The organism is Microbacterium sp. RU33B (genome assembly GCF_900155915.1).
Taxonomy (GTDB): Bacteria; Actinomycetota; Actinomycetes; order Actinomycetales; family Microbacteriaceae; genus Microbacterium.
Genome location: NZ_FTPO01000003.1, coordinates 411,261 through 427,139 on the forward strand (window position 1 = coordinate 411,261; position 15,879 = coordinate 427,139).

At 72.9% G+C, this 15,879-nt stretch carries 14 protein-coding genes; 6 read left to right on the plus strand and 8 right to left on the minus strand.

Features of this window, described 5'->3' with window-relative positions; translation table 11 throughout:
* Positions 1–36: 36 nt before the first annotated feature.
* Complete coding sequence (locus B0B14_RS15255; RefSeq protein WP_076683394.1) at positions 37–2,892, plus strand: glycosyltransferase; 2,856 nt, start codon at positions 37–39, stop codon at positions 2,890–2,892.
* A complete protein-coding gene (locus tag B0B14_RS15260) occupies positions 2,889–4,295 on the plus strand; it encodes a DUF5719 family protein (RefSeq protein WP_076683396.1) in 1,407 nt (468 codons plus the stop codon). Before B0B14_RS15255 ends, B0B14_RS15260 begins: the two co-directional genes overlap by 4 nt.
* Positions 4,296–4,302: 7 nt before the next feature.
* Here B0B14_RS15260 and B0B14_RS15265 read toward each other — a convergent pair whose 3' ends face one another.
* On the minus strand, positions 4,303–4,743 hold the full coding sequence (locus B0B14_RS15265) for a metallopeptidase family protein (RefSeq protein ID WP_076683398.1): 441 nt from the start codon (positions 4,741–4,743) through the stop codon (positions 4,303–4,305).
* Positions 4,744–4,967: 224 nt separating this feature from the next.
* On the opposite strand from B0B14_RS15265, the gene B0B14_RS15270 reads away from it, so the two are divergent.
* Positions 4,968–5,174 (plus strand): DUF3499 family protein, encoded by a 207-nt coding sequence (locus tag B0B14_RS15270; protein WP_076683674.1) that lies wholly within the window; start codon positions 4,968–4,970, stop codon positions 5,172–5,174.
* A 40-nt stretch (positions 5,175–5,214) separates the two neighbouring features.
* The gene (gene ahcY / locus B0B14_RS15275) at positions 5,215–6,687 is read left to right on the plus strand and encodes an adenosylhomocysteinase (RefSeq protein ID WP_076683400.1); all 1,473 of its coding nucleotides are present in this window, start codon (positions 5,215–5,217) and stop codon (positions 6,685–6,687) included.
* Between the two features lie 9 nt (positions 6,688–6,696).
* Here the strand turns inward: ahcY and B0B14_RS15280 are convergent, their stop codons facing one another.
* Positions 6,697–7,539 (minus strand): RDD family protein, encoded by an 843-nt coding sequence (locus B0B14_RS15280; protein ID WP_076683402.1) that lies wholly within the window; start codon positions 7,537–7,539, stop codon positions 6,697–6,699.
* Positions 7,540–7,555: 16 nt separating this feature from the next.
* Between B0B14_RS15280 and B0B14_RS15285 the strand changes: the two genes are divergently transcribed.
* A complete protein-coding gene (locus B0B14_RS15285; RefSeq protein ID WP_076683403.1) occupies positions 7,556–8,551 on the plus strand; it encodes a stage II sporulation protein M in 996 nt (331 codons plus the stop codon).
* 4 nt (positions 8,552–8,555) lie between these two features.
* Here the strand turns inward: B0B14_RS15285 and B0B14_RS15290 are convergent, their stop codons facing one another.
* The gene (locus tag B0B14_RS15290) at positions 8,556–9,317 is read right to left on the minus strand and encodes an aquaporin (protein ID WP_076683405.1); all 762 of its coding nucleotides are present in this window, start codon (positions 9,315–9,317) and stop codon (positions 8,556–8,558) included.
* Between the two features lie 123 nt (positions 9,318–9,440).
* Between B0B14_RS15290 and B0B14_RS15295 the strand changes: the two genes are divergently transcribed.
* On the plus strand, positions 9,441–10,085 hold the full coding sequence (locus tag B0B14_RS15295) for an MIP/aquaporin family protein (protein ID WP_076683407.1): 645 nt from the start codon (positions 9,441–9,443) through the stop codon (positions 10,083–10,085).
* Positions 10,086–10,166: 81 nt separating this feature from the next.
* Here the strand turns inward: B0B14_RS15295 and B0B14_RS15300 are convergent, their stop codons facing one another.
* From B0B14_RS15300 to B0B14_RS15320, 5 genes are read right to left on the minus strand one after another with little or no spacing between them, the layout of a single operon-like run.
* Entirely contained in the window at positions 10,167–11,468 is a 1,302-nt protein-coding gene (locus B0B14_RS15300) for a DUF58 domain-containing protein (protein ID WP_076683409.1), read from the minus strand.
* Between the two features lie 40 nt (positions 11,469–11,508).
* Entirely contained in the window at positions 11,509–12,474 is a 966-nt protein-coding gene (locus B0B14_RS15305; RefSeq protein WP_076683411.1) for an AAA family ATPase, read from the minus strand.
* Between the two features lie 49 nt (positions 12,475–12,523).
* Entirely contained in the window at positions 12,524–13,699 is a 1,176-nt protein-coding gene (locus B0B14_RS15310; protein WP_076683413.1) for a DUF4350 domain-containing protein, read from the minus strand.
* On the minus strand, positions 13,696–14,373 hold the full coding sequence (locus B0B14_RS15315; RefSeq protein WP_083710651.1) for a DUF4129 domain-containing protein: 678 nt from the start codon (positions 14,371–14,373) through the stop codon (positions 13,696–13,698). Before B0B14_RS15315 ends, B0B14_RS15310 begins: the two co-directional genes overlap by 4 nt.
* Positions 14,364–15,770 carry a DUF7847 domain-containing protein gene (locus B0B14_RS15320; protein ID WP_076683415.1) on the minus strand — a complete coding sequence of 469 codons (1,407 nt, stop codon included), beginning with the start codon at positions 15,768–15,770 and terminating at the stop codon, positions 14,364–14,366. The genes B0B14_RS15315 and B0B14_RS15320 overlap by 10 nt, the downstream gene beginning before the upstream one ends.
* Between the last annotated feature and the right edge of the window lie 109 nt (positions 15,771–15,879).

Here is a 15,879-nt window from a genome sequence, read left to right on the forward strand (position 1 = left end):
GGGGAGGCCGTGCGGTCCGCCTAGGCTGACGACGTCATGCCCGCTCGAGTCCACGCTCTCCTCTTCGTGCGCCCCGACGGGCGCACTCCCGCCGCGCACCATCTGCGGCGGACGCTGAGGGCGCTCTCCGAGCAGCGGCGCCCCGTCGACGCCCTCACGATCGTCGTGTGCGGCACGGACCCGGGCGTGGCCGAAGCCGCCGCATCGTCGGGCGCCGAATCCGTCATCACCGCCCCGGCGGGCACCGGCTACGCGGAGGCATTGAGTCTGGCCACGCGCAGGGTGAACGCGGATGCCGTGTGGCTTCTGGCGCAGGACACCGCACCGCAGCCCGAAGCCCTGCAGCGGCTGACCGGTGCGCTCGAGCTCGCGCCGTCGGTCGCCCTCGTGGCTCCCAAGCTCGTGCGCTGGGACGACGCCACCGAGATCGTGTCGCTCGGCGTGACGATGACGGGACTCGGCCGCACGGTCGGGATCTCCGACGGCGAGCTCGACCAGGGCCAGCACGACGCCGACGACGACGTCCTCGGAGCCGACGTGCGCGGACTCCTCGTGCGCGCCGACGCCTGGGCGCAGCTCGACGGCCTCGACCGCGCGCTCCTGGGCGCCGATGAGGGACTCGACCTCGCGGTGCGTGCGCGTCTCGCCGGCGCTCGCGTGGCGCTCGCGCCCACCGCCGTCGTCGCCGTCGCCGGCGACGGGGTCGCCGGCGCACCGGCTCCGCTGACGGGCCGGGCCCGTCGACGCCGCGCGTTCGCCGCGCGGACGGCGCAGCTGCACCGTCGTCTCGCGTATGCGCGGCCTGCGGCGCTGCCGCTGGTGTGGCTCACGCTGCTGCCGCTCGTCGTCTGGCGCACGGGCGTGCACCTCGTGCGCAAGCAGCCGTCCCTCGTCGGTCCGGAGTGGGCCGCGACCTTCGTGGCCTTCTTCCGTGTGGGCGCCGTCGTGCGCTCGCGGCGCCGCATCGCGCGTCATCGCACAGCGTCGTGGGCCCAGATCGCGCCCCTGAGGATCTCGCAGTCCGCCCTGCGCCAGCGCTTCGACGACGACCCGGATGTCGCCAACGCCGACGCCGCTCCGCAGCGCGGAGAGCTGCGGTTCTTCGCCGGCGGTGGCGCCTGGCTCGTGCTGGGGGCGCTCGCGACATCCCTCGTCGCCTTCCCGATGCTGCTGGCGTGGCCCGTGCTCGGCGGCGGAGCCCTGCAGCCGCTGCGGACGACGTTCGCTCAGCTGTGGGCCGACGCCGCCTTCGGCTCGCGCGGCCTCGGGCTCGAGACCGTGGGACCTGCCGATCCGTTCGCCGCGGTGCTCGCGGTGGTGGGGAGCCTCTGGCCCGCCGACCCCTCGCGCGTTCTGGTCGTGATCTGGGTGCTGGCCCTTCCGCTGGCCGCCCTGGGCGGCTGGTTCGCCGCCACACGGGTGACCGACCGCGCCACGCTGCGCTTCGCCGGCGGCGTCGTGTGGGCGCTCGCCCCGACCTTCCTCGCCGCGCTGTCGCAGGGACGCCCCGCCGCCGTCCTCGTGCACCTCCTGCTGCCCTGGCTGTTCTTCGCCGGCTCCGTCGCCCACCGCTCCTGGGTGCCGGCGGGCGCCGCATCCCTCGTCCTCGCCGCCGTCGTGGCCGGCGCGCCGTCTCTCGCGCCCGCCCTGGCGGTGCTGTGGGCGGTCGCGCTGATCCTCACGTTCGCCCTCCGCGCCGGACGCGGAGCCGCCCGCATCGCGTGGCTGGCCGTGCCTTCGCTCGTGCTGTCGCTGCCGCTCGTGTGGCACCAGGTGCGCGCCGGGCTCCCGCTCGCGCTTCTCGCCGATCCCGGCGTGCCCTGGGTGGGACCCGAAGCGGCGGCCGACGGCGTGGGGCGTTCGCTCCTCGCCGCGGGCTTCCCCACGACCGACCCCGGCGGATGGACGGAGTTCCTCGCCGGCGGCGCCACGTGGTGGGTCCCCCTGCTCGTCGCCCCTCTCGCCCTTCTGGCCCTCGTCGCGCCGCTCACCCAGCGCTGGGCGGTGGGTGGAGCGCTGCTCGGCGTGACGGCGCTCGGCCTGGCCACGGCGTTCGCCGCCGTCGGCATCTCGGTGACGTTCGTCCAGTCCGCTTCGGTGGCCCTGTGGCCGGGCTCCGCGCTCAGCCTCGCGTGGCTCGGCGTCACCGCCGGCGCCCTCGTGACCCTGGATGCCGGCATCGCGCCGCGATGGGGCTCGGTTCGAACCCTCGGGGCGGTCGTCGCGATGACGGCGATCGCCGTCCTGGCCTTCCCCGGCGTGACATCGGTCGCCCGCGGAACGGCGCAGCTCCAGAACGGGCCGGCGAGCACGCTGCCGGCGTACGTGGCGGCCGCCGGGCGTGACGACCCGGATGTCGGCACGGTCGTCCTCACGCCGCAGAGCTCCGGAGGCGTCGCCTCCTCCGTCGTCTGGGGCGGCAGCGAGACCATCGGCAGTCAGGCGACGCTCTTGTCGACGCGCACCGTCGCGACGGCATCCGACCAGGAGCTCGCCGACCTCACCGCCGACCTCGTCACCTCTTCGGCCGCCGACGTCGTCGACGCACTGCGCGGCCACGGCGTGCGCTTCGTGCTGCTCTCCCCGTCTCCGTCACCCGAATCGGATGCGGCGCGCTCGTTCCGCCTGCAGGCGCAGACCTCGCTCGACCAGCGCGACGGTCTCGATTCCGTCGGAGAGACGTCCAAGGGCACGCTCTGGCGCGTCGAGGGCGGAGAAGAGACGCGCTTCACCCCGCCCGCATCCGTCGACCGCACCGCGGGATGGATCGCCGCGATGCAGTTCGGCGTCGTCGCGATCGCCTTGCTGCTCGCGATCCCCACGTCTGCGTCGCGCCGCGCCGCACGCCGCACCCCCCGGGTGGTCGGCCCGCACTGGCAGGAGGGCCGATGAGCGATCGCAGATTCCTCCGCCTGGCATCCACGAGCGCCCGGCTCCTGATCGGCACCGTCGTGTCGGTCGCCGCCGTGGTGGCCGTCGTGACGGCCGTCTCGCTGCCCTGGCCGGTGGTCGAGCGCGCGCCGCTGTCGATCCAGGCGACTCCCGAGCCCGGTGACACGATCGCGGTCTGCGACGGCCCGCTGCTGGCGCTCGGCCGACAGTCCCAGGCGGCCGCGGAGCTGTCGCTCGCGGCCTCCGCGACTGTGACGGCAGGAGTCGCGGAAGGCGCGTCCGCCGCCACGGAGTCGCGGCTCGAGTCGCCGAACGTCACGAACGCCGATCCCGTCCCCGTCTTCACCGCGGCGCCCGAAGACGGCGTCCGCTCCGACGTGGCGGCCTCCTCGTCCGCGTCGGTGCGCTCGGACGACCTCGCCGGCTTCGCGGCATCCGCGTGCCGTCCGCCCCTGCTGGAGTCCTGGCTCGTCGGCGGGGCCGGCACGACGGGGGCGGCGGATCTCGTCGTGCTCTCGAACCCGGGCGACGTGCCCGCGGCCGTGCAGCTGACGCTCTTCGGCGCGCAGGGCGAGTCGACCCCGGCCGGTGGCTCGATCGTGATCGCCCCGCGCACACAGCGCGTGCTCCCGCTGGCCGGAATCGCGTTCGGCGAGGACAGCCCCGTGATCCGCGTCACCGCCACGGGCGGGCCGGTGCAGGCCTCTCTGCAGACGAGCATCACCCGCACCCTGGTGCCCGGCGGAGTGGATCAGTCGGGAGCCCTCGCCGCCCCGACGCGCACCGTCGTGATCACCGGGATCGATGCCGCTGCCCGGGCCGAGACCGACGATGCCACCTCGCTCCTGCGGCTCCTCTCGCCGTCGGCCGACACCACCGCGTCGGTGACCGTCATCCCCGTCGGCAGTACGACCCCGATCGGCGAGCCCTCCACGATCCCCCTCACCGCGGGGAGTCCGGTCGAGGTCGACCTGGGCCTGCGCGACGCCGGTCGCTACACCGTGGTCGTCGCGGCCGACCAGCCGGTCGTGGCCGCGGCCTGGCAGGCGACGGGGCTCGGCGAGGGCGACGACTTCGCGTGGTACACGCCGTCGGACGAGATCGCCGTTCCGACGCTCTTCGCGACGCCCGCAGGCGCTCCGCCGCGCGTGACCCTCGCCAACACGGCGGACGTCGACGCCGCGGTGCGGATCGCCACGACCGACGGATCCTTCTCGACCGAGGTGGCGGTGGCCGCCGGATCCTCCGTCGACGTGCCGCTGCCGTCCCGCGGCGTGTATCTGCTCGACCCCGGAGCGACGACGGTGCGCGCCGCGGTGTCGTTCGCGTCCGCCGGTGCCCTCGCCGGCTTCCCGGTCTGGCCGGCGGATGCCGCGGCGCAGGCGATCACGGTCTACCCCTAGGGTGAGGTCAGAAGTACCGGAAGCGCTCCGGACCGAGGTCCCAGGGGTCGCGGTCGAGGTACTCCGCCGCAGCGCGGAAGACGCAGCTCTCGACCATCATCCTGTGGTGCAGATCGTCGTTGCGGTGCAGGTGGCTGAGCCGCTCGATCGGGATGCGCCAGAGGATGATGCGCTTCTGGTCTGCCAGCACCTGCCAGCGGGGGATGCCCTCGGCATCCGTCGCGGGGGGCATGTCGCCGATCTCGAAGCTGACGTCCCGGAGCTCCTCCCACGCGGAGCGCAGGAACTCCGCCGCCGTGCCGACCGCGAGATCGAACCGGTCGACGCGCGTGTCGAGCGGGGGGAGGGGCGGACGCACGACCGGACTGCGGTTCTCGCGCCCGTGGCGCCCGTGCCGGGAGGGCCGACGCAGGGGCTGCGCCGTCGCCTTCGCCTTCCGCCACGCCATGCTCCGATCCTAGGCGAGCGCGGTGCGCGCGGCACCGTGCACAATCTCACGTCGGAGATGTAGGTGACCCGCCGCGCGGGGTCCGGTTGGAACCGCGTCGTGCGGCGTGTCTCCTACATCCTTGACGGCGAAGTCCGTGACGGCGAATCGGGCCGGATGCCGGAGCGGGCGGGGTGCGGCGCGGCATCCGGAGGGTGTCGCCGACCGCGACTAGCGTGAGGCAGATGCGCGACAGACTCTGTTCGAAGGTGGGCTGCGCCCGCGAGGCCGTCACGACCCTCACCTACGATTACGGCGACCAGATGGCGGCCGTCGGCCCCCTCGGCTTGGCGCCCGATCCGCACGCCCACGACCTCTGCGCGATCCACACCGACCGTCTGTCGGTTCCCCAGGGGTGGGTCGTCGTGCGGCACGAGACGCTCCGCATCTGAGCGGAGGACCGGTCCTCCCGCTCCGTGGGAGAATGGGCGGATGCTCACCCAGACGCCCGTCGCCGACACCCGTGTCCTCGAGTTCGAGGTCGCCGACCTCGCCCTCGCCGAGGCGGGCCGCCACCAGATCCGCCTCGCCGAGAACGAGATGCCCGGGCTCATGGCCCTGCGCGAGGAGTTCGGTCCCACGCAGCCGCTGAAGGGTGCGCGCATCGCCGGATCGCTGCACATGACGGTGCAGACCGCCGTCCTCATCGAGACGCTCACGGCGCTGGGCGCTCAGGTGCGCTGGGCGAGCTGCAACATCTTCTCCACGCAGGACGAGGCCGCCGCGGCGATCGTGGTCGGCGCGCACGGCAGCGTGGATGCCCCGCAGGGCTCGCCCGTCTTCGCCTGGAAGGGCGAGACACTCGCCGAGTACTGGCGTCTGGCCGACCGGATCTTCGACTGGTCGGCGGAGGGCTTCGACGGGCCCAATCTGATCCTCGACGACGGCGGCGACGCGACGATGCTCCTGCACAAGGGCGTCGAGTTCGAGGCATCCGGTGCCGTTCCCGACGCCGCGGCCGGCGACAACGAGGAATACCGCATCGTGCTCGACACGCTGCGGGCGAGCCTCGCCCGCGATCCGCAGCGCTTCACCCGCATGGCGAAGGACGTCATCGGCGTCACCGAGGAGACCACGACAGGCGTGCACCGCCTGTACGAGCTCGCGGCAGCGGGAGACCTGCTGTTCCCGGCGATCAACGTCAACGACTCGGTCACCAAGTCGAAGTTCGACAACAAGTACGGCATCCGCCACTCCCTGCCCGATGGGCTCAACCGCGCGACCGACGTCCTGATGGGCGGCAAGGTCGCGTTCGTCGTCGGCTACGGCGATGTCGGCAAGGGCGCCGCGGAGGCGCTCCGCGGCCAGGGCGCCCGCGTCATCGTGGGCGAGATCGACCCGATCTGCGCGCTCCAGGCCGCGATGGACGGCTACCAGGTGGCGCGTCTGAGCGACGTCGCCGAGCAGGTCGACATCGTCATCACCGGCACGGGCAACAAGGACGTCGTGACCGTCGACCACCTGCTGGCCCTCAAGCACCTCGCGATCGTCGGCAACGTCGGCCACTTCGACAACGAGATCGACATGGCGAGCCTGGAGGCGCTCCCCGGAGCGTCGAAGGTCGAGATCAAGCCGCAGGTGCACGAATGGCGCCTGCCGACCGGACGCAGCATCCTCGTCCTCTCCGAGGGCCGGCTCATGAATCTCGGCAACGCCACGGGGCATCCGTCCTTCGTCATGAGCGCGTCGTTCACGAACCAGGTTCTCGCGCAGCTCGAGCTCTTCACGAACATCGAGGCGTACCCGACCGAGGTCTACGTGCTGCCGAAGGCGCTCGACGAGAAGGTCGCGCGGCTCCACCTCGCCGCCCTGGGGGTGGAGCTCACCACGCTCAGCCCCGAGCAGGCCGCCTACATCGGCGTGCCGGTGGAGGGGCCGTACAAGCTCGACCACTACCGGTACTGACGGCGGCGGTCAGCGCGCGGGGAAGCCCCGGGGGCCGGCGGCCTCGCCTGCGGTGAGCGCCGCCACGCGCTCCGTCTCGAGCACGATCGCGCGCAGCTCCCGGTCGCGGCGCACGGCCACGACCGCGCGCAGCAGCACTTCGGGCTCGACCTGCGGCAGGGGCGAGACGTGCGGGGCGACCTCGGCGGCGAGCGACGCCGCGATGCGGGCGCGCGCCGGCGGTGCCATGCGTCCGGCATTCTGGGCGAACTGCGCCGTGCGCCGGGCCAGGCGATCGGGCAGCCGGCCGACATCCGCGATCTCCGCCCAGCCGACCAGGATCTCGGGCACGCCCGGAGCCGGATCGGGAAGGCGGGGGGTGCGCGTGCGCTCCGAATACGTGCCGGCGAGAAGGTCGCCGAGCCGCTGCGAACGCGGCGTGAAGGCGCCCACGAGGGCGGCGACCGCCCCGAGGGTGAGCCAGATCTCCAGGATGCCCGCGAGAGCCCGCAGGAGAGCCTGACGGAATCCGGATGCCCCGCCGTCGGCGCGCACGATGCGGCCGCCGACGGCGAGCTTGCCGAGGCTCCGCCCCCGCGACACGGTCTCCACGACGGTCGGGATCACGACCATGACGACCACCAGCACGACGATGACGAGGGCCCGCTGGAAGCCCGCATCGATGACGCCGTTCGCGACGAGCCAGTTCGAGAGCAGGGCGAGGAGGACGAACAGCACGACGCCGATGACGAAGTCGATCAGCGCGCCGACCCCGCGCAGGAAGAAGCCGACCGGCTGGACGTCGAGCGCCACCGCCTCGCCTGTCAGCACCTCGTCCTGGCGGATCTCCACGACGGATGCGACGGCGGCCATGCGTAAAGTGAATCACATGGACCTCGACGCCCTCACGGCCGCTCGCCGGGAGGAGTGGGCTCGGCTGGACGCCCTGAGCGCCGCGCGACGGCTGACCGGCGGCGAGGTCGACGAGCTCGTCACGCGCTACCGCTCGGCATCCGCCGACCTCGCCGACATCAAGACATCCGCCGGCAGCACGGTGCAGGGCGACTACGTCTCGACGATGCTGGCACGGGCGAGGCTGCGCCTCACGAGCGGCCCCGACAACGTCGTGAAGCAGCTTCCGCGGTTCTTCCTGCGCCAGCTTCCGGCGGCGCTGTACCGCCTCCGCTGGACCACGCTCGCGATCGGCCTCGGATTCGTCGGGGTGGTGGCGCTCGTCGCCTTCTGGGTCTCGGGCGACGCGGCCCTGGTCGCTTCGCTCGGCCCTCGCGCCGAGCTCGAGCAGTACGCCGAGAACAGCTTCACCGAGTACTACACCGAGAATCCCGCGGCGGTGTTCGCGGGCACCGTCTGGACCAACAACGCCTGGATCGCCGCGCAGTGCGTGCTGTTCGGCATCACCGGGTTCTGGCCCGTGATGGTCCTCGTGCAGAACGCCGTCGGCGTGGGCACGGCGGCCGCCGTGATGCTGGCCTTCGAGCGCGGCGACGTGTTCCTGGTCTGGATCCTTCCGCACGGGATGCTGGAGCTCACGTGCATCTTCGTCGCCGGCGCCGCGGGGCTCCACATCTTCTGGGCGTGGGTCGCGCCCGGTCCGCGGTCGCGGCTCGAGTCGCTCGCGGCAGCCGGGCGGTCGCTCGGAACCGTCGCGGTCGGGCTCGTGTTCGCCCTCGCGCTCGCGGGGCTCGTCGAGGGATTCGTGACACCGCAGCCGTGGCATCCGGCCGTCAAGCTCGTGCTCGGCGCGCTCGCGCTCGGCGTCTTCCTCGTCTACATGCTGGTCATCGGCCGCCGCGCGCATCGCGACGGGGAGACCGGCGACCTGACCGAGTTCGAAGCCGGGACGCCCACCCTCGTCTCGGGGTGACGGATCAGGCCGTCTTCGCGTTCTCGAAGAGCGCGCGGTAGGCGAAGCCGGCGATCAGTGCGCCGACGACGGGGAACACCAGGAACACCCACAGCTGCACGAGGGCGTCGGGTCCGCCGTAGAGGGCGGTGGCGATCGATCGCGCCGGATTCACGGACGTGTTGTCGATCGGGATCGTCGCGAGGTGGATGACGGTGAGCGTCAGCCCGATCACGAGCCCGGATGCCGCGCGGTTGCCGCGGGTCGGGTGCGTCACCCCGAGGATCACCGTCACGAAGACGGCGGTGAAGAGGGCTTCGACGATGATCGCGGCCCCGATGCCGAAGCCGCTGGGAGACTGGGCGCCGAATCCGTTGGAGGCGAACCCGTTGTCCTGCACGCCGGCCAGCCAGCCGGCAGGGCCCGAGAGGCCGATCAGGACGATGAGGGTCGTGGCCACCGCCGCGCCGATGATCTGGGCGATGACGTAGGCCGCCACGCCCTTCCACGGGAAGCGCCCGGCGGCGGCGAGACCGACCGTGACCGCCGGGTTGAAGTGCCCGCCGGAGATCGGGCCGAACGTGTAGACACCGGCCGCAAGGGCGAGTCCGACTGCGAAGGAGACGCCGATGAAGCCGACCCCCTTATTGGCCGACTCGGTGCCCTCCCCGAAGCCTGCGGCGAAGAGCGCCGTCGAGATGACGGCGAGCACGAGGAGGAACGTTCCGAGCGCCTCCGCCACGAGCGCCGTACTCGGTCGCACGATCGTCGCCTTCGCATCGTTCATGTCCGTGTTGCTCCGAGTTCTCGCCGGGTCGGCGTGCGTTCCTGTGAATCACCTGGGGGGTGCGCTACGGTCTCGATGACGACGCGAACCGCTCCGCGTCTCTTTCTTACAGGAGGAAACCTCATGTCGGGCACGCTGCGCAGTGCACTCGCCGAGCTGATCGGCACATTCGTCTTCGTCTTCGCGATCATCAGTGCCGTCAACAGCGGAAGCGATCTGACACCGCTGGCGATCGGCTTCGCGCTCATGGTCATGGTCTTCGCGACCGGCCACATCTCGGGCGCGCACCTGAACCCGGCCGTCTCCGTCGGAGTCTGGCTCCGCGGCGCCATCGACCTCACGGGACTTCTCACCTACATCATCGCTCAGCTCGTCGGCGCGTCGCTCGCGGCCCTCGTGAGCTTCGCGCTCTTCCCCGCGGCGACCGACGCGATGCAGGTCGACGTCGGACCGGCGTTCCTCGTCGAGGCCCTCTGGACGTTCGTGCTCGTCTACGTCGTGCTCAACGTCGCGACCTCGAAGGACCACCCCAACAACTCGTTCTACGGCCTGGCCATCGGCTCGACGGTGTTCGTCGGCGCCGTCGGATTCGGCAGCGTCTCCGGTGGCGGCTTCAACCCCGCCGTCGCGCTCGGGCTCGCCATCACGGGTCAGTTCGCGTGGGGCTCCTACTGGCTGTACTTCCTGGCCCCGATCGTCGGCGGCGCGGTCGCCGCCGTCGTCTTCCGGGTGCTCAACGCGCACGACAAGCTGCCCGCGAAGTCCTGATCCCGTCGAGACGGCGTCGACCTGGCGGACCCCCGCTCGTGTCGGCGCCGTTTCTCGTTCCCGGGGCGCTGTCGCGCCCGCTCAGAGCCGCCCCGCGGCCTTGAGCGCGAGATAGCGGTCGGCGATGCGCGGCGGGAGGTCTTCGGGCGTATCCGCGATGGCCTCGCCGCCCGCCCGCCCGATCGCGGCTGCGACCGTCGCCGCGTCGCGCGCGGCCCGCTCGGCGGCGGCCTCGCGGTAGACCTCGTCGGCGTCGGGGTGCAGGACGGCGGGGGGCGCGGCATCCGTCACGGTCCCGACGAGCAGGTGCGCGCCGCGGGCGACCCGGGCCAGCGAGCCGAGGAAGCCGCGTGCGGCCTCCGGCGCGTCCTGCGCGGTCAGCACCACGACGAGCGAGGGGCGCGAAGTGAGCGTGCGGATCTGGGCGAACGCGGCGTCCCAGTCGGTGTCGATGAGCTGAGGCTCGACGGGAGCCATCGCGTCGACGAGGGCCGGAAGGAGCGACGGTCCGTCGACGCGGGTCACCCGCGCCCGCACCACCCGGTCGAACATCACGAGGTGCGTGTGGTCGCCGGCGCGGGTCGCGAGTGCGGCGAGGAGGAGGGCGGCCTCGATCGCGGCATCCAGTCGCACTCCGTCGCCGACGCGTGCCGCCGCCGTGCGTCCGGTGTCGATCACGATGACGACGTGCCGATCGCGCTCCGGACGCCACGTGCGCAGCATCGTGGTCGAGGAGCGCGCCGTCGCGCGCCAGTCGATCGAGCGCACGTCGTCGCCGCGCACGTACTCGCGGAGGGAGTCGAACTCCGTGCCCTGCCCGCGCACCTGCACGCTCGTGTTGCCGTCGAGTTCGCGGAGCCGGGCGAGACGGGACGGGAGGTGCTTGCGCGACGTGAAGGGCGGGAGGACCCGAACGGCGCCGCGCGCGTCGATGCGGGACTGCCGTCCGGCGAGCCGCGCCGGACCGTCCGAGCGCACGACCACGAATGCGCTCGCGAGCTCTCCGCGGCGGCGGGGGAGGAGCGGGATCCGCAGCTCCCGGCCCTCCGCCGCGGGGATGTCGATCGCGAGCCGGTCGGCGGGCGCTCCGGCCGTCGGCTGCCACGCATCCCGCACCCGTCCGCGCAGTCGCCGCGCACCGGTGTTGCGCAGTCGCAGCGTCGTCAGGACGTGCTCGCCCAGCAGAGCGCGCGCGGGGACGGTGCGCTCGATCGCGAGCACGCGCGGATCCGGCGCCGCCCACGCATCGACCAGCGCCAGGACCGTGCACAGCACGATCCACCCGACCGCGCTCACCCAGGGGTCGACTCCGCCGAGGGAGAGGAGCACGACCGGGATGCTGCCGAGCACCACGAGCACCGGGAGTCGACCGGTGATGTACATGCCCTGCTCCTCTCGATGCGGATGTCGTGCGCGGGATGGATCAGATGGGGACGCGGGTCTGCTGCAGCACCGCGCCGAGCACGGCATCCACCGACACGCCCTCGAGCTCGGCATCCGTCCGCAGCCGCAGGCGGTGCCGCCACGTGGGCACGACCATCGTCTGGACGTGGTCGGGCGTGATCGCCGGCGATCCCCCCAGCCACGCCCAGGCCTTGGCGGCGGCGAGCAGCGCGGTCGTCGCGCGCGGCGACACGCCCAGTTCGACCGACGGGCTCCGCCGCGTGGCCTGGGCGAGGTCGACGACATAGCCGAGCACGTCGTCGGCGACGGAGACGGATGCCGCGGCCCGCTGGGCCTCGCGGATCTCCTCCGCCGTCACGACGCGCGCCAGGCCCGCACCGGCCAGGTCGCGGGGATCGAAGCCCTGCGCATGCCGGCGGAGCACCGCGAGCTCGGCGTCGCGCGGAGGCAGATCCACGACGAGCTTCAGCAGGAACCGGTCGAGCTGCGCTTCGGGCAGTGTGTAGGTGCCCTCGTGCTCGATGGGGTTCTGCGTCGCCGCCACGAGGAACGGATCGGGAAGCGGGCGGGTCACGCCGTCGGTCGAGACCTGACGCTCCTCCATCGCCTCCAGGAGCGCCGCCTGCGTCTTCGGCGGCGTGCGGTTGATCTCGTCGGCGAGCACGATGTTCGTGAAGATCGGTCCTTCCCGGAATTCGAACTCCCCGTTCTTCGCGTCGTAGACGAGCGAGCCCGAGACGTCGCCGGGCATGAGGTCGGGTGTGAACTGCACGCGCTTCGTGTCGAGGCCGAGCGCCGTCGAGAACGAGCGCACGAGAAGGGTCTTCGCGACGCCGGGGACTCCCTCCAGCAGCACATGGCCGCGTGCGAGCAGTGCGATCAGGAGCCCGGTGACGGTGCCGTCCTGGCCGACGACGGCCTTGCCGACCTCGAGGCGGACGCGATTCATCGCCTCGCGCAGAGCGGCGTCGTCCGGATGGGTCATGGGGTGCTCCTCGTTCGTCAGGGCGTGGGTCGGGGATGAGGCCGCGGTGTCATGCGCGGTCGGCCTCGGGGGAGGGGCGGGTCGCCTGGTGCACGGCCGCCTCCAGGGTGCGAAGGGCCTCGTGGAGCGCGACGAGCTGCGCGGCGGTGGCCGGAAGGTCGTCGAGCAGGATGTCGTGCACGCGCGCCCGGTCCCAGCCGGTGCGGGCCGCCGCGGCATCCGCGATCTCGGTGGCCGACGCGGCGGGGCCGAGCGCGAGGCGGCGCGCGATGCGGCCGAGTGCGCCGATGCGCAGCTGATCGGCCGCGTGCAGTGCATCCTGCGACCGCGCGTAGAGGCGGGCTCGGCCCTCGGTCGTCTCCGACGCCCGCACGGTGACGGGAAGACGCTCGGCGACGAGGGGGCCGAAGCGCCGCCCGCGCCAGATGCCGGCGGCGACCGCGGTCGCGAGGAGCAGGACGATGACGGGACTGACCCACGGCGGAGTCAGCTCGCCGAGGGTCGGTGCGCCCGTCAGGTCCGAGTCGGCGACACTCGGGACGTACCAGACGACCGTCGCGTGACGCCCGAGCAGGTTGAGCGCGAGCGCCGCGTTGCCGTTCTCTGCGAGGGACTCGTTGGTGAACAGCGTGAAGCCGTCGACGGCCGTGCGGCGCATCTCGCCCTCGCTCCGGACGAGCAGCCCCCACCCGTCGCCGCCGTCGTAGCAGGCCGTGATCCCGTCGGCGCCGCTCGGCTCGAACAGGGCGCCGGGCGCGATCGCGCCCGACCTCTCGGCTTCGGCCAGGTCGCACGCAGGATCGACCGGGTCGTCCGTGCCGGATCCCGCGAGCACGGAGCCGGGGAGCAGGAGTCGCAGGGTGCGGCTGCGCGGGTCGAGCAGCACGACATCGGCCGCGCCTTCCGCCAGCTCGGAGATCGCGTCGTCCGAGAGGGCGGGTGCGTCGGGCAGCGCCAGCGTCGCGTCCGCCGAGGCGAGGGCGGATGCAGCAGACATCCGATCCTTCGCCACCACCACCTCGACCCCCTGGCCGCGCAGCAGCTCGACGACGCCGCGCGCCCCCGTCGGCCCGTACGAGTCGGGGTCGAGCGCATCGCGCTGCGCCCACGTGCCGCCGGCGAGGAGGGTGCCCAGGACGGCGACGATCAGCACGACCGCGCCGATGCAGACCCAGGCCCCGACACGTCGGCCGCGGGTCGTGCGGACTTCGGCGACGGCGCTCACGCCGCCACCGCCTGTCGCTGCACGGGGCGCGCCGCGGCGAGGGCGTCGTCGACGGCCGCGACGCGCGCATAGAGGTCGGCCGTGCCGGGCCGCCGCAGGTAGCGCACGTCGTCGAACGCCGCAGCGGCGGACTCGAGCTCCTCCGCCGATGCGGGGAACGGCCGGCCGGCGGCGCGCGCGAACGCATGGACGGTCGCCCCGGGGGGCGTGTCGACGATGCCGCGCTCGGCGACGCCGCGGGCGAGGGCGCGGAAGCGGAGCACGATCGCGGCATCCCAGTCCCCGGCCGCGGCCTTAGATGCGGCGTCTGTACGCAGCTGCGCCGCGGACCGGTCCTCGACGTCGCCGAACAGCTCGCCGACGACGCCTCGGGAGCGGACCGACCGGCGCGGCAGCCCCCAGACCAGGATCGCCACGACGATGAGCACGGCCACGACGATCGCGGCGATGATGACCATCGTGCGGCCGAGGCCCTCCGGGACGTCGCCGGTGAACAGCGAGACGATGAAGTCGCGCACGGCCCGCGCGGCGATGTCGAACGGCGAGGGCTCCGCGATGTCGTAGGCGCTCTTGGCGAGCTCCTCCTCGGCCCAGCGGCGTGCGTCGTCGCCGTCCGGCGTCAGCGGGGGTCCCGCGTCGGCGAGGCGCGCGCCGAACAGGCGGGTCAACGCCACGGCGACTCCGGGTCGCCGCTGTCCGGCGCGCCGGGCGCGGTCCAGGAGGTGGGCGCCGCCGGCTGGGGCGCGGGCGCGGGAGGCGCCGGAGAGACGGATGCCTCGGCCGGCGCGTATGCGGGCCCGGTCGGAGGCGGGTAGCTCGCGGGCGACGCCGGCGGAGGGGCCGTCGGCGCGTATCCGGGCACCGGCCCGGCGGCCGTGGGCTGCGGGTACGGGGCGCCCTGCGGATACCCCGGTCCGGGCATCGGATACCCCGGTCCGGGCATCGCATACCCCGGGGAGGGCGGCGGGTAGCCCTGCGCCGCGGAGGCCGCTCCGGCCATCGGATAGCCCACGGGCATCGGCGGTCGCGGAGCGAGCACGCGGCCGATGCCGACGGTGTACGGATCGGCGAGATCGGGGGCCCCGGCATCCCGTCGCTCCACGTACTGCAGCAGATCGAGGTCGAGGCCTTCGTGGCGCATCCGGCAGTCGATGTAGACCAGGGCGGCCGCCGTGCTCTGCACGACGAGCGCGACGCTCTGCACCACCAGGAGCAGGGCCTGAGCGGCCACTCCGGCGATGATGATGGCGATCCAGGCCTGGGCGTCGGGATCACCCGTGGGCGTGATGATCGTCGTCAGCCCGGAGGTGAGGAACGAGAACGGCAGGTTCACGACCTGGCCGAGCGCGCTGAAGACGACGGAGATGATGACGATGACCCCGAGCGCGGCCCAGAATCGTCCGCGGGTCAGGCGCCACGACCGGGCGATCGCCTGACGGATGGTGGCGCCCTCCAGCACGATCGCGGAGGGGACGAGGAGCAGCTTCGTCGACAGCCAGAAGTACAGAGGGAAGGATCCGAGCACGAGGAACACCGTCATCCCGATCGCGATCGGGAGAGCGGCGGTGCCGATCGCGAAGACCCCCGCCGCGACGGCGGCGACGATCAGCAGCACGACGAGCACCAGCAGGAACGAGTAGCCGATGAGCCGCCAGGCGACGGGACGGAACCGCCGCCACAGCTCGCGCAGCGGCAGCTTCTCGGCGAGGGCCGCGTGCGAGACGTCCCGCACCACGATGCCCTGCACGATCGCGCTGAGGGCGCCGAGGGCGAGGGAGAGCACGAAGGCGGCGCCCGCCGTCAGGACGATCGAGCCGGTCAGGACCGCGTCGAACTCGTCGGTGCCTTCGCGCAGCGTGTCGAGGCGGGAGAAGGTCGACCACGCCACGAGCCCGACCACGACGAACAGGGCGGTGTAGGCGATCACCTGAACGCCCATAGCGAATCCGAGGAGGACCCGGGGGTTCTGACGCAGCGCCGCGAACGAGCGGCCCAGGATCGTGCCGAAGGTGAGCGGGTGGAGCGGGATGATCCCTGGTCGGGATGCCGGCGTCCAGGCCGGATACGTCACTGGTCCTCCGTCACGTCGAGCGGTGCCGTCCTCCTATCGTGTCACACGCCTCCCGCGCGGTTCGGCTCGTCCTCAGCCACGTCGACTACTGTGTGGTGAGCGCCACTGG